At 44.2% G+C, this 14,340-nt stretch carries 10 protein-coding genes and 1 pseudogene; 4 read left to right on the top strand and 7 right to left on the bottom strand.

Annotated elements, in window-relative coordinates; translation table 11 throughout:
* Window positions 1-53 precede the first annotated feature (53 nt).
* Window positions 54-644, bottom strand: a pseudogene (locus tag ACED28_RS13165) (alpha/beta hydrolase); the annotation flags it as partial.
* A 279-nt stretch (window positions 645-923) separates the two neighbouring features.
* Here ACED28_RS13165 and ACED28_RS13160 point away from each other — a divergent pair.
* The 4 genes from ACED28_RS13160 (at window position 924) to ACED28_RS13145 (ending at window position 5,959) form a co-directional block, all read left to right on the top strand.
* On the top strand, window positions 924-3,119 hold the full coding sequence (locus ACED28_RS13160; RefSeq protein WP_371710021.1) for an EAL domain-containing protein: 2,196 nt from the start codon (window positions 924-926) through the stop codon (window positions 3,117-3,119).
* Between the two features lie 359 nt (window positions 3,120-3,478).
* On the top strand, window positions 3,479-4,183 hold the full coding sequence (locus ACED28_RS13155; protein WP_012600056.1) for a response regulator: 705 nt from the start codon (window positions 3,479-3,481) through the stop codon (window positions 4,181-4,183).
* Window positions 4,184-4,219: 36 nt separating this feature from the next.
* Window positions 4,220-5,539, top strand: a complete 1,320-nt coding sequence (locus tag ACED28_RS13150; protein ID WP_012600055.1) for an ATP-binding protein — start codon at window positions 4,220-4,222, stop codon at window positions 5,537-5,539.
* 123 nt (window positions 5,540-5,662) lie between these two features.
* The gene (locus ACED28_RS13145) at window positions 5,663-5,959 is read left to right on the top strand and encodes a Bor family protein (protein ID WP_012600054.1); all 297 of its coding nucleotides are present in this window, start codon (window positions 5,663-5,665) and stop codon (window positions 5,957-5,959) included.
* A gap of 224 nt (window positions 5,960-6,183) precedes the next feature.
* Here the strand turns inward: ACED28_RS13145 and ACED28_RS13140 are convergent, their stop codons facing one another.
* From ACED28_RS13140 to ACED28_RS13115, 6 genes are all read right to left on the bottom strand, one after another.
* Window positions 6,184-8,634 (bottom strand): family 20 glycosylhydrolase, encoded by a 2,451-nt coding sequence (locus ACED28_RS13140; RefSeq protein WP_371710020.1) that lies wholly within the window; start codon window positions 8,632-8,634, stop codon window positions 6,184-6,186.
* Window positions 8,635-8,804: 170 nt separating this feature from the next.
* Window positions 8,805-9,440 carry a bifunctional 4-hydroxy-2-oxoglutarate aldolase/2-dehydro-3-deoxy-phosphogluconate aldolase gene (locus ACED28_RS13135; protein ID WP_371710019.1) on the bottom strand — a complete coding sequence of 212 codons (636 nt, stop codon included), beginning with the start codon at window positions 9,438-9,440 and terminating at the stop codon, window positions 8,805-8,807.
* A 19-nt stretch (window positions 9,441-9,459) separates the two neighbouring features.
* A complete protein-coding gene (locus tag ACED28_RS13130; RefSeq protein WP_371710018.1) occupies window positions 9,460-10,428 on the bottom strand; it encodes a sugar kinase in 969 nt (322 codons plus the stop codon).
* Between the two features lie 129 nt (window positions 10,429-10,557).
* Window positions 10,558-12,072 (bottom strand): sodium:solute symporter family protein, encoded by a 1,515-nt coding sequence (locus ACED28_RS13125; protein WP_371710017.1) that lies wholly within the window; start codon window positions 12,070-12,072, stop codon window positions 10,558-10,560.
* Window positions 12,073-12,277: 205 nt separating this feature from the next.
* Window positions 12,278-12,670 carry a RidA family protein gene (locus tag ACED28_RS13120; protein WP_004732497.1) on the bottom strand — a complete coding sequence of 131 codons (393 nt, stop codon included), beginning with the start codon at window positions 12,668-12,670 and terminating at the stop codon, window positions 12,278-12,280.
* 139 nt (window positions 12,671-12,809) lie between these two features.
* Window positions 12,810-14,243: an amidohydrolase family protein gene (locus ACED28_RS13115; RefSeq protein ID WP_371710016.1), complete on the bottom strand. Its 1,434-nt coding sequence runs from the start codon at window positions 14,241-14,243 to the stop codon at window positions 12,810-12,812.
* Window positions 14,244-14,340: the final 97 nt, after the last annotated feature.

The raw sequence follows: 14,340 nt of genomic DNA, 5'->3' as shown, positions 1-14,340 counted from the left end.
TCATTAGTGATTGTACTCACTTAACTCAGTGTCCAAAACTGCTGGTGCGGATCACCAGTCTCGTTGAGTACATCGCGGTAAAAAGCGTTGAAGGCAAACGATGTGGTAATGGTGACTTTATTACCATTTTTGGATTTACTCAGAATCGTCGAACCTAGGCTCGTCACGTATTGCGACAACTCGTTTTGGTATTCAAGATTAACGGAGACTTTTTTATCCTTCGTCATTGCTTTTATTGACGTAGTATCACTAGAAGTAAAGCGTTGTGCTGCATCACAATCAAATAGATCCAAGCCCTTGCTCTCTGTATAAATACCACAACTATCAAACCCAGCTTCAGGAAAGTACAGATCAACACTTTGACCTAAGCCATCCAAAAGCCTAATCACTTTTTGCTTATCACTAATGTCTTCAGCAAACTGAATTTTTTCATACAAAATACCATCGTAAGAGAGCTTCATAGCCTCTTCTTGGAGCTCTTGCCTCTCTTGATACAATTCACCAAGTTTAGCTGAAGAAAATACGTAGTCAGCCTTCGGTTCCTTTTGCGAAATGGTGGTTGATTGTCCCGCGTTTGAACTTGAATTACAGCCAGCCAAGAGAGCCAAAGGTAACGCTAGCAACGTATTTCGATAGTACTTCATACCATTATTCCCCAAAATTTTGATTGGAGAAATTCTATTGGTTAACAATTAAATTATCTGTCGTAACTATGTAATGGAATGTATTTCATCTATATCCTCGCCCCCCCTTCCTTGCTAAAAACACTCACTTCAGAGTGCAAACCAACTCATAAGACCAGTTACACGAGCTTACATTCAGCCACTCTAAAATTATATATAATGCTAACAAATCATCAACAAGCCACATGGAAAGCCACTTCAGTAGTGTCAGGCAATTAAAAATATCAATAAAGGTAGACAATGAAGCGTTCACTATCTTGGACCATTATTTATCCAATCATAGGAATAGCACTTGCTTGTATTTTACTATTCTCTTTAATATCGACCGTTATCCTTGAAGATTTCGTTCAAAAAGTGTCGGTTGAAAATGCAAAGAACTACGTGACTACATTTCATAGTATTCGTAACTATTACTCATCAAATGTCGTACAGAAAGTTGTTGATAGTCAAGAACTCGTGGCGACAGCCCAGCACCAATCCTTAGAGAACAGTATTCCGGTTCCTGCTACCTTCTTAATCGAAATGCTTGATAAATCTGATAAAGATCTCACCATCACGACCTCGTTTACCAGCCCTTACCCTTTTAAAAACCGTCAAGGTAGGCTTTTTGACGAATTTCAACAACGGGCGTGGGTAGCGATTAACAAGAAACCAGATGAGTTCTACGTCGAGTTTGTACAAGAGCAAGACAGAACCCGAGTACGCGTCGCTCGGGCAGACCGCCTCTATAACCAAACTTGTGTAAACTGCCACAATAGCCACCCCGACTCTCCTAAACACGATTGGGAACTCAACGATGTACGAGGGATTCTCGAGGTAAATACAGTTGTAGATGAATGGTTAAAATATGGAAAGATGATCAATCAATCTTTGATGTCTATTAGCATAATCAGCTTTATGACGGTGATGTTTATTAACTTTGCCATCGCTCGTCGAGTATCGACTCCGTTAAAAAACATCACTCGCTCTCTTAGTTTATTGGCACAAGGCAAAGAAGAAAGTGCGTCTTTACCACCAGCAAAATATTACGAGATAACGGAACTACAAAGTGCTTTTTCTAGCCTTTATGATAAAGAACAGCAACGCAGAGCATTAACAAAAGAAATCGAAACACTGGCGTACTATGATTCGCTCACTAAGTTGCCGAACCGTCTTGGGTTTTTGCGATCGCTTGATGAGTTGCTCAATAAACACAAAGAAAAAAATGAACGCATCACCGTGTTAATCATTGATATTAAACGTTTTAGAGATATCAACAATACACTCGGCTATAAAGCTGGGGACACAATCTTACTTCATCTAGCCAACCGCTTATCCGCATGCACAACCATGGTTGATTTTAACCTAGCTCGATTGGATGAAAATAAGTTCTGTATCGCAGTGCCTGCGAAAGAACACAATGGCGATCAAGGTTCGGATGCTTTTTTTGCTATGTTGATTGATGTGGTTTCAAATGAAATTATCATTGATGAGAACAAGATAAAACTAGTGGCTAACCTTGGTGCAACCTGCAGTTCAAATGGCGCACAAAGCAGTTCTGAAATGCTCATTCAAGCGAACATCGCTCTATATGTATCCAAGGAAAAAGGCGATGACATTACGGTTAAGCATCAACCTGAACTGTCGAATGCTGCGTTGAGACGTATAACGTTAATCAAAGAGATAAACAATGCGATTGAAAACAGAGAATTTATTCCTTATTACCAACCTCAATTTTGCTTAAAGACCAATCGTATCATTGGTGCCGAAGCGCTCATGCGTTGGAAAAAACCAAATGGAGACCTCGTAAGGCCTGACCTTTTTATAGAACTGGCAGAGCAATCCCATTTAATCATTCCAATGGGGGCTCATATTTTCGAACAAGCTACCACTGATTGCCAACAGTGGCAGAATCATAAAGCGCTTGCTGGTGTAAAGGTTGCCGTTAATATTTCGAGCATTCAGTTTTCGGAACAGAACATTTTAGATCTGACACAACTAACCTTAGAAAAGACTGGCCTTTCTCCGAGTTTATTGGAATTAGAAATAACAGAAAGTGCCATGTTGGGTGATGTGTCGAAGGTCGTGGCCGTATTGAATGACTTAAAGAAGTTAAACATTGAAATAGCGTTAGATGATTTCGGTACTGGTTATTCATCTCTTAGCTATTTGAAGCTACTCCCTATAGATCGACTGAAAATAGATCGAGAGTTTGTAAAGGACTTACTTAGCAACACCGATGACCAAGCTATCTTGAGCATGATTTGTAAGCTAGCAACCGAACTCTCACTCAATGTACTTGCTGAAGGCATTGAAGAAAAAGAGCAACTTGAATTTTTAGGCCGCGCAGGATGTCACGAAGTACAAGGCTTCTATTTCGCAAAACCAATGCCACTAGACGATTTTGTTCTGTTTGCCAAAAATCATAACTCGGAACTCATAAATACGCATGCTTAGGTTCAAACCGTAGGCCTTAATTTTTGAGTTAAAATCCAATTAAGTTCCAACCAGCCATGAAACCTCTTTAAAAAGATGCTTCATGGCTGGCTCTTCTGTTATTAAACTAAAAACTCGACATTAGAGCTCTCATTTCCGGCCTTCTTCGCTAACAGACTAAAACACCACCTCTAACCTACTGAAAAACCCAAGCAAAAATTACAAATCGGCATTGAACTAGCATGGAAAGTGTTTAATCATTCACATCAGGAATTTCTTCGTGACGCATTTGTGATGAATATGCAACAGTAGGAGCTGCCAAAATTAAACGCACTCACGTAATTTCAATAAATTAAACGCACAACAAGGCTGATAACGGAATGACAAAACCTAAAATGATCATCGTTGAAGACGATTTAAAACTTCAGCAAATGCTAAAGGATTACTTTGTAGCACAAGACTTTGAGGTCACCGCGTTAGACGATGGCAGTGATGCTGTGCAAACCATCCTTGACGATCAACCTGATATCGTGTTGTTGGATTTAATGCTTCCTGTAACCGATGGGCTGACAATTTGCCGACAGACTCGTACGCTCTTTAAGGGTAAAATTTTAATGCTCACCGCCAGCGATGATGATTTTGATCACGTTGCAGGTTTAGAGACAGGTGCTGATGACTATGTCACCAAGCCAATCAAACCAAGAGTTCTACTGGCAAGGGTCCGGTCACTATTACGCCGTCAAGAAACCAATACACCTCTGGTTGATGATTCAAGTAGCCTTCAGTTTGGTCAACTTACGCTGAAAAACACCTATAAAAAGTGCGAGCTTTCAGATGTAGTTTTATCACTGACAGACAGTGAATTTGACCTACTTTGGCTGTTAGCATCCAACCCTGATACTCCACTGTCACGTGATTATTTAACTCAAACGCTGCGTGGGATCGAGTACGACGGGATCGACCGAACGATTGACAACAAAGTGGTGCGTTTACGTAAGATACTTGGCGATGACAAAACACCAGCAGAAAAAATTCAGACCATTCGCGGGAAAGGCTACTTATTTGTTTCGACCGCCTGGCATTAACCGCGCTCAGTAAGGGCGCAATGAAAGAGAGCGATTATGCGACGTATCTATTTGGAGTCCCTACTAGGGCTGTTAACTTGCTTTATTGTTGGTCTTCTCGCCTACGAAATTTGTGTCTATCAGCTCAATACCGACTATGAATATATATTGCAAGATTACGAAGCAACGGCCCATCAACAGCTCCTAGAAAACATAGCGAATAATCAGGGTCTCGAAGCCGCCCATCAAGCCATAAACCAGTTTGTTGACACCTCCCGTAATACCCTCGTCACATTCAAATCGAATGATGAAGTACCGACTCCAGTTTCTGAATTCTTTACTGCTAACCCCAACGTGTTTATTTTTCACGACGACTATCGGGAGTTATGGTTTCGCTTAGCTAACAGTGAAAACATCTACCATTACCAGCCCAACGACGACACGCTCGTTCGACAAAAAATAGAGCTCGAAGATGACCTTATTTGGGTATTCTTTATCGCGAGCTTCATCGTATATGGCCTGGGTCATCTGTTGATTATTTTCCGCAGAGTTAAGAAGCTTGAAAATGCAACATTACGCTTCTCTGAAGGCGACCTCTCTTCACGAGCTGAAACATCAGGCGGCAGTGCAATTGGAACTCTGAATAAATCCTTTAATCTGATGGCCGACCGAATCCATAGCTTAATCGAGAGTAATCGTTCACTTACCAATGCGGTAGCTCATGAACTGCGAACTCCAATATTCAGAATTCAATGGCAGGCTGAAATGCTCAAAGACACGCTACTCAACAAAGAACAGCAAGATACTATCGAGAGCATTGTTGAAGACACAGAAGAGATGGAAAAAATGGTCGATGAGCTACTATATTACGCAAAACTCGACAGTTGTGATCTAGATAACTTACTACAGCCATTAGAGATAAGAGACTTTCTCGATCATGCAATGAGCCGTTGGAACAAAGAGACTGAGTTTAGTATTGATCTATCACTACCAGAACAACCTCATTTGATATTAGCAGATGATACGCTGCTCAATCGCGCGTTAGATAACCTAGTACGTAACGCGATGAAATTCGCACGCTCACAAATTTCGATAGAAGCAAGCGTGCACCACGATATGCTACAAATAGCCGTGCATGACGACGGTGACGGCGTAGCAAAAGAGCACCGTTCTCGCCTATTCGAACCTTTTTATGTTGGAGATAAAGCGCGTAACAAAGCCAAGAGTGGCCATGGTCTAGGGCTTTCTATCGTCAAGAAGATCTGTGTTCAACACGGTGCAACAGTACAAGTCGCACAAAGCAATACTTTAAAGGGCGCCGTATTCACTATAGCCTTTCCACTGTGTAACGATTCGACTGACAAACCCATACAGTAACGACCAATCATCTCTGGAATAATGTTCAACATCAACCGAAGGGGAGCTAGATATCTCCTTCAAAGCAGACAACAATCGTTCACCCTAACTAACGTGAGTTGAATTTTATCTCTGGAGATACACATGAAAAAATTAATGATCATCGCGGCACTATCACTTGTAGCAACAGGTTGCGCTCAACAAACTTTCGTAATGGCCCCTCAAGAGAGCGAAGCAACAGCACCAACAACTGAAAAGTCACACCACTTTTTCATCAACGGTCTAGCGCAGAAAAAGCAAATTGATGCAGCTAAAGTATGTAGCGGTATCGACAACGTTGCTAAAGTTGAAGTTCAAGAGACATTCGTGAATGGTTTACTAGCAGCCGTGACTTTTGGTATTTATACACCACGAGAAGCACGCGTTTACTGCAAAGCTTAACTCGTCGTTATTTGTCCACGAACCAACTGACGACACCAAAAGTTTGGTCTTGGAAGCTTCTGCCTGACATTCACGTTAACGCTACAGAGTAGTGTTAGTGAGTAGTCGCTTATATTGGGCGAGAAATTACACTCAATTGAGAAGCTAAAACTAAAAAACCGCCCATAGAGGGCGGTTTTGATTCACTTATTGGCGTGTGACTTATTCGCTAATCCGTTAACGGCTTACTCAGCTAACTGCTTCAACAAAAGCTCTGTCGGACGAACAATCGCGATGATAGATTCATCATAGATCTTCGCTGAATCAGACAGTATCGCTTGGTAGGCATTCGTATCTGATGCTCGAATTTTTTCACCCGCTTGTGCTTTAGCAATCAAGGTTAACGCCAAGTCTGCGACTTCCGCGGTTTTCTCGGCGACAATCACAGTCTCTACCGAAGACACATTACCTGCGAAGACAATTTTAGCAGCGAGTGCAGCCGCTTTTGCTTGTTGATAATGCTGGGCAAGTTGCTCAAGCGCTTGTTGATTACCCGTCGCGACTTCGTTGACCAAATCTTGCATCTCATACACGGCGTAGCTTTCGACTGGCAGTGCATCAACAAAGCGATTTAGACGCTCGTATTGGCTGTATAAAGTGCCCTTAGGTTCAGTCGAATTCCACTTTTCCCAGTTACGTGCATAATATTGTGCTGGCTCAGTGTACTTCGCAAGCACGCGCAGGTCGTGAATATCTTGGCCTTTCGCAATGCGTTTTAACAACATGTCAGCATCCGCATGATGACGAAGTCCAACAGACACTTCAGACCATGTATCCATCGCTTTCATACGTTTGTACATGCTGCGCTCGTCAGTCAATTCCGCATCAGACCAGAAACGCTCTGCAATGGCATAACTGCGCGGCCATAGGTAGTTTTCTACTGTGAGGCTATCTTTGTTCTCTAGCCACATGGTGATCTCACCACCTAAGATCAGCTCTTTTTCTTTGTCGGTTAATTCTGCAGGGTAACCACCATTTGGTTCAGGAATCACGCTGCCTTCAACATCACTGCTCGCAATCACTTCACCTGTGGTTGGCCAACGTACATTGCCGACCAGTTGGTAACTGCCTTCAGCAAAACCCTTTGGATTCAGGTTTAGGTTGAATTCGGTGTACGACATGAAGTTATCGAAGTGGCCAACAAAGGTTTTGCCCGGCACATAGTCAAGGATGAAGATCTCTTCGCGAGACTTGCCGTTGTAATCACTGAATGCGCGGAAAGTCCCGTCTTTCGCTTCAATGATAGTCAGTGTTCCCTTACGTGGGCCGCCTTTTGAACGTGGCTTCTCCCATTGATACGTCACGAACTTTTCGCCACTGTGCAGCTTATCGTCAACAGTGATGCCACTTGGCATTGGGTCATTGCGATAGTGGTAGCTAGTCGGCTGAGGTTGATCTAGGTAATAACCCGTAGAAAGAATACCTGGGTAGCCCTCTTTCGCCGCACGACCAATACTGTCGTGCCCTTGCCAGCTTTGAATCACGATCGAAGTCGGCAGGTCTTTATGCCAAATCTCATCCCAACCGGTCATCTTCTTACCGCGCTCTTCGAGCATCTTCTCAACTTTTACATTGAGGTAAGACTGCAGACCACGCTCGCCATCGATATTGTTCTCTTCAATGAACTGTTGGTGCTTTTCGCTGTTTTTCCACTGTGCATAATTCGGCTCATCGCCACCAATGTGGAAGTACTCATCAGGGAACAGCTCGGTCACTTCATCAAACACATCACCAAGCATCTCATAGACTTCTGGGTTCAGTGGGTCCATGAGCGGTTCAAACACGCCCCACCCTCTTTCTTGCTCGTAGTTTTGCCCTTCACCGCCCGACATCAAACGCGGGTAAGCGTGAGCAACTGCAGAAGAGTGACCCGGAAGAGAGACCTCAGGGATAACACGGATACCAAGATTACGGGCGTATTCCACTAAGTAGCGAACTTGGTCTTTGGTGTAGTAATTACCATCAGCGGTTTCAGACCACAGACGCGGCCATGATTCGGTTTGAATTCGAATGCCTTGGTCGTCCCAGAAGTGCCAATGGAATACGTTCATCTTCGCCGACGCCATCGCATCTAACTGACGAATCAGCACATCGAATTCAATGAAGTGACGTGAAGTATCGTAAGAAACACCACGCCAGCGGAAGCGAGGCTCATCGACTATCGTAACGGCAGGAATATGGTAGCCAGTCGCTGTGGTTTCAACGAGCTGTAAAAGGGTTTCGATGCCGTGAATCGTGCCGTATGGGCTTGGAGAGCTCAGCGTGATTTGTTCACCCTGAGTGGTAATTTTGTAGGACTCTACAGAGTCGATGTTCTGCACTTCAGACTTTGGCGCCGCGTCGATATCAATGATCAGGTTCGCTTCGTCTGCACTACCAACCTGCCAATTTAGAATCGGCACACCCGTCTGACGCTCAAGGCGATCAATAAAGCGTTTCGCCGTGTACTCAACGCGATCAGAATTAAAGCCTTTGATGTAAACCTTGAAGTTACCGTCGACCTTAACTTGCCCAGCTTTCAGCTCGACCGTTTGTGGGTACGGCATTAAATTTAGATCGGTATTTGGAGCCATTGCTAACGCCATTGGGGACACTACTGAACCTGAAATCAATAGGGATAATATAGTTTTTTTCATTATTAGTTTTCCTATATAAATATGGTTCTGTTCTGTTTTGTTTATCGGAGGCGATTCACAAAACAGAACCATCAGCCACTGCTGTTGCTCGTTATCTCTGATTCGAAAGCTTGTTCTCACTAGTTAAAAAAAATTGTTGCGAGCTTCAAGCTTATCGTTAGGTCAAAAACTTATTGCTCGTTAACAAGAGCGACTGCTTCACGAACCAATGCCGCGATCTCGTCCCACTGTTCATTCTCGATCATCTTCGGAGATACCATCCAAGTACCGCCACAGCACACCACGCGTTCCACGGCTAGGTAGTCATTCACGTTGTGCTTGCCGATACCTCCCGTTGGCATTAAAGACACATCAACGTATGGCGCTAACAGAGATTTCACCATGTTGATGCCGCCAGACGCTTCTGCAGGGAAGAACTTCAAGAAGTTAAGGCCAAGCTCTAGCGCTTGCTCTACTTGGCTTGGGTTATTTACGCCCGGAACGATTGGCATGCCGATTTCTTGGCAGCGTTTTACGGTGTTTGGGTTCAGACCCGGAGCTACGATGAATTCGCTGCCCGACTCTTTCGCAAGGTCGATCTGCGCTGGCGTTAATACTGTGCCAACACCGATACACATTTCTGGATACGCATCGCGCATCGCACGAATCGCGTCTGCTGCCGCTTCAGTGCGGAATGTGACTTCAGCAACTGGTAGGCCATTTTCTACCAACACTTTTGCCAGTGGAATCGCGTGTTCAACCTTGTTGATTTGGATAACAGGGATAACTTTGAATTGCTTAAGTTTGTTGATCATTTCTTGAGACATAATAATTCCGCTTTTTATTTTATTTTTTAATCAGTTGGCTCATAGCGCTCACGGGGATGATTGCGCCAGAGTATTGAATAACGATGGAAGCCAGTTGGTGGCCAAGTTCGGCTGCGTCGGTGGCGCTCTCGCCAGTAAGACGCGCAGCTAAATAACCCGCGGCGAATGAATCGCCCGCCGCGCAGGTGTCGACCACGTTAGAAACACGCGTCGCTGAAACATAATTCTCAACAATGTTGCCCTGTTCAGCTTGAACAATCTTGCATGGCTCGCAGCCACGTTTGATGACGATCTCTTGGCACCCCAAACGAAGGCAGCGTTGTTGAACGCTCTCTGAGTTCCCCCAGACAAGCAGATCGTCGTCTTCGGTAATCAAGGCGATGTCCACCAGCGGCAGTAACTTGGCGTACCAATGTTGAGCTTGTTCGGTGCTCCAAAGTTGCGGGCGATAGTTGTTATCAAAAACCACCTTGCCGCCTTGGTTTGAGAACACGCTAATGGCTTTGAATAAACGCTCGCGAGAGGCGTCATCCAAGATCGCGATACTTATACCGCTGATGTAAACCGCGTCGACTTGCTTCTCTGTCAGAGCGATTTCAAGCTTATTCAGGTTGTCGGCTTGCTTGTTTAAGTTATCGATTTGAAAGTAAGATTTTACTGCCGCATCGTTGCGCCAGTAGTGAAAGTGTCGCTCGCCCGTTTCATCGGTTTCGACCATGTAGAGTCCAGGCAGCTTGTTCGCAATGCGTTCAACGAAATTGGTTTGAATACCCTCTAGCTGCCAGTTATCAATCATATTTTGAGACAGTTCATCGCTACCAAGACCAGTCGCGTAATGAACAGAGAGGTTTTGATGTTGGGTTAAGCGAGAAAGGTAAAGCGCGGTATTGAGCGTGTCACCGCCGAACTTTTTGGTTAATGGAGAGCCGCTGATTTCGACCATGCACTCGCCAAAAAAAGCAATATTGAAGTTAGAAGATGCAGGCATAGCAGATCCTAAAATAGAGAGATAAATGGGGAAGAAGGCCCTACCGAGAAGCAGAGCCCGAGCTAGCTAAATCACTCCACAACGTGTTGTACTAACTTTGTTGTACTAACTTGCTGTGGAGCGTTGAGATTAGCTTGTTTGATTTGCAGGACGTTGAGGTGCCGCTTCTTCTTCAAGCACACCTGAGTCTGACAATTCCATTTCCATCAGAGCGCGCTCGTCATCAAGAATTGCTTTCGCCATTTCTGGTGTTACTTGATTAGCCGGAGTACATAGGCTTACCAGTACACCTGCCGTTAGAGCCACTAGACAAGAAGGAATCACAGGGTTGCCCCAGAAAGCCGTGTAGTCTGCATTTAGCATGACGACAAATGAAGCCACAGATGCACCCGCTAGCGTAGCAAGCGCACCCTGCCAGTTGTAACGTTTCCAGAATCGACCCAACATACCGCACACAAACATGCCCGACATTACGGTTGAAATCGTTTTCGTGATGTAGCCAATGATGTCGTTTGACGTTAGTGCGAACAACAGTGCAAAACCAATCACCACAATCAGTGCCAAGCGAGAATAGTTCACCATTGACTCTTTGTTTGGTACACGGCCAGTGAACATCACGTAAACATCACGAAGTAAGATAGAAACACCAGCTATCGCATCTGAACTTGCGCTCGACATGGTTGCAGAAAGGCCCGCGATAAGAACAATCATGCCAACGCCAACCGGAAGAACCGTTGCAGCAACATAAGGGAACGAGTAGTTCGCGTTATCCAATGATGGGTCAATGGCATGTGCTGCCATACCGATGATTGCAGGGATGATTGAGAAGAAAAGGTACAACACACCCGATGCAACAAATGAGCGGCGAACCGTTGATACGTCTTTACCCGAGTAGATACGTTGACGGAATGAAGGCGTCGCCAGTACACCTACACCAATAACCACAGCCAGAGAAACAGCAGGCAGAAGACCCAGTTTATCGATTGCTAAAAAGCTTGTAGCAGCAGGGTCCATCGCAGCGTAAAGGTTATCCATGCCGCCGATGTAATCGACTGACATTACCGCCATCAAGATGAAGCCAGCAAAAAGGATGATAGCTTGAATGGTATCGGTCCACACAACCGCAGTGTAACCACCGATCACCACGTAAATAGTGAATGCTGCAGCAATAATGATTTTCGCTAGGTTGAGATCGATGTCTGCAATCCACGCTAAGTACATGCCGCCACCTAGAATGTGAGCACCTAACCAACCAATTGAAGCGACAAAAATCAATACACCTACAACGTTTTTCACGATGCGGTTAGCGCCAACATAGTAAGCCAGCTCTTCACTCATGGTCATGAAGTTCAATTTACGAACCGGAGCAAACCAAAGTGCAAGTAATAGGATGCCTATCGCACCACCAATGCCGTACAGAGCACCTGCCCAGCCATTTGCGTAGCCGAAGCCAACCGCACCCATACTTGAACCCGTACCGACCATCGTCGCTACTGTTGTACCAAGTACTAAGAACATAGGTAGGCCACGGCCACCTAATAAGAAATCTTCGCCAGATTTTTGATTACGCGAGACAAACCAGCCTAACCAAATTAAAAAACATACGTACACGCCGAAGCCTGTAAGAAAAAGTGTGCTGTTCATTTGACACCTCTCAGTGAAATATTGAGTTCATTCTTGAACTTTATTTATGATTCATTCATTTTATATTTCATATAATTACTTTATTGATTTTATCTTTTTTAATTAAAGTAATTTTTATAAATGTAGGGTGAGAGTATTAAAGGATAATAACAGGGATGACTACCCCCTAATACTCTCTAAGTAGGTAATTGTGATTAGGTTATTACTATCCGCGATCGGCGCGGTAACAAGTCACATCTACTTCAACCTTCACGTCTACAACTAAGTCGCAAACCATGCAGATACGAGCCGGTGGGTTAGCACCGAAGAACTCTTTGAATACCTTATTAAAAGATTGGAAGTAACGAGAATCCGTTAGCACAACCTTTACGTGCATTACGTCTTCTAGGCCGTAGCCAGCTTCAGTCATGATATCGACACAGTTTTGGATCGCTAGGCGAGACTGGTCAACAATGCCACCCTCAACCACTTCACCATCTGTCATCGGTGTCTGGCCAGAAACGTATAGGAAACCACCAGCTTCAGTTGCACGTGCAAATGGTAAATGTTGTCCGCCTGTACCTGTACCGCCTTCAACACCGTAACGTTTAATAGTCATTTTTTAACTCCACTTATTTATAGATAATATTGGATTAATAGATAACATTGGCTTTATAGATAAAACAGTTTCTATTCCAATATATTTAAATTAATTCGCCGTTTTTATAATCATCTGAATTTAATAAATAATTAAAATTCTAGTTTCGGTAAATAAAAACGCCTGAACGATTATTTCTTACTTTTCCTTGCTGGTAAGTTAACTCACCATTTACAAATACACTTTCTATTCCCTCAGCAACTGAAATAGGATTTTCAAATGTTGCTGTGTCTTTAATATTCTTTGGATCAAATAAAACTAAATCGGCAAATGCACCGCAGCGAACTTCGCCTCGGCCCGCTAAGTTGTAACGCTCTGCCGACATTCCGGTCATCTTGTGAATCGCTTCTGGCAACGAGAACAGTTTTTCGTCTCGGCAATAGTGACCTAGCACTTTCGGAAAGGTGCCCCACAGTCTTGGGTGTGGATGCGGGTCATTTGGTAAACCATCAGAACCGACCATGGTCAGCTTGTATTTCAATACGCGCTTTACGTCGTTCTCATCCATACAGTGATAAACCGCACCTGCTGGTTGAAGTGCTTTCGCCGCATCCATCAACGGTAGATTCATCTCATCAGCAATTTGCTTAAGCGTTTTTCCGGCATGTTCTGGCTTTGCTTTAGACCAAGTGATGAAGATGTCGAAATCGTCTGTCACCTGTTTCAAATCCAGTGTCGAAGAGCTCGCTGAGTATGGGTAGCAGTCACAAGACACATCTTGGTGTTCTGAAACCTTGTCCATCAAATCAAGTACTTCAACGGTTCTGCCCCAGTTGCCCGCACCTGCACATTTAAGGTGAGAGATAACAACGGGCACTTTCGCGTATTGTCCTGTCTCAAACGCTTCTTCCATCGCGCTTAAGATCTCTTCAAATTCGGTACGCATATGCGTGGTATAGATGCCGCCGTGACTAGAAAGCACTTTCGCTAACTGCATCACTTCGTTGGCATTCGCTTGTTTAGCGCTGGCGTAAGCCAAACCCGAGCTCAAACCTAATGCGCCTTGTTCCATCGCCAAATCAAGGTTGGTTTGCATCGCTGCAATTTCGTCTTCGCTTGCAGTGCGTTGCAAGTCGTCCATCACTTGGTTACGCAATGTGGTATGGCCAACTAACGCTGCGACGTTTACCGCCGGTTGAGCTTGCTCTACTGCTTGTGCATACGCGGTGAAAGTTGGGTATTTAAAGTCAGCTTGTGCGCCTAAAAGATTCATTGGGTCAGGTGGATCGCCAGCCAAAACGGTTGGTGATGCGCTGATACCACAGTTACCAACAATCACGGTTGTGACACCTTGGCTGATCTTAGGCAGGCAATCTGGGTAACGAATTACATTGGTATCGTCATGTGTGTGTACATCGATAAAACCAGGAGCCAATGCTAAGCCTGCTCCCTCAACCAATTGACCACAATCTTCATGATCGATTTGACCAATTTCGGCGATTTTTCCATCTCGGATTGCTACATCGGCACAAAACGATTGTTCGCCGGTGCCATCAAACACCTCTACATTTTTAATTATCGTATCGAACAACATTTTTCACTCTCTCAATCCACTGTGTTGATGGAGCTATCTTAAAAATTTGGCCGATTGTTTTCAGTGACAAAACACACATAATATTTTAAATTGTGTG

Origin of the sequence: Vibrio sp. 1F253, assembly GCF_041439295.1 — a bacterium.
GTDB lineage: Bacteria > Pseudomonadota > Gammaproteobacteria > Enterobacterales > Vibrionaceae > Vibrio > Vibrio tasmaniensis_A.
The sequence above is the reverse complement of the archived record's forward strand: the minus strand, read 5'-3'. Positions and strand labels throughout refer to the sequence as shown.

Excerpts from the sequence above, each read along its gene's own strand:
- ACED28_RS13160 (WP_371710021.1), top strand. The coding sequence starts at position 924 with ATGAAGCGTTCACTATCTTGGACCATTATTTATCCAATCATAGGAATA.
- ACED28_RS13155 (WP_012600056.1), top strand. The coding sequence starts at position 3,479 with ATGACAAAACCTAAAATGATCATCGTTGAAGACGATTTAAAACTTCAG.
- ACED28_RS13150 (WP_012600055.1), top strand. The coding sequence starts at position 4,220 with ATGCGACGTATCTATTTGGAGTCCCTACTAGGGCTGTTAACTTGCTTT.
- ACED28_RS13145 (WP_012600054.1), top strand. The coding sequence starts at position 5,663 with ATGAAAAAATTAATGATCATCGCGGCACTATCACTTGTAGCAACAGGT.
- ACED28_RS13140 (WP_371710020.1), bottom strand. The coding sequence starts at position 8,634 with ATGAAAAAAACTATATTATCCCTATTGATTTCAGGTTCAGTAGTGTCC.
- ACED28_RS13135 (WP_371710019.1), bottom strand. The coding sequence starts at position 9,440 with ATGTCTCAAGAAATGATCAACAAACTTAAGCAATTCAAAGTTATCCCT.
- ACED28_RS13130 (WP_371710018.1), bottom strand. The coding sequence starts at position 10,428 with ATGCCTGCATCTTCTAACTTCAATATTGCTTTTTTTGGCGAGTGCATG.
- ACED28_RS13125 (WP_371710017.1), bottom strand. The coding sequence starts at position 12,072 with ATGAACAGCACACTTTTTCTTACAGGCTTCGGCGTGTACGTATGTTTT.
- ACED28_RS13120 (WP_004732497.1), bottom strand. The coding sequence starts at position 12,670 with ATGACTATTAAACGTTACGGTGTTGAAGGCGGTACAGGTACAGGCGGA.
- ACED28_RS13115 (WP_371710016.1), bottom strand. The coding sequence starts at position 14,243 with ATGTTGTTCGATACGATAATTAAAAATGTAGAGGTGTTTGATGGCACC.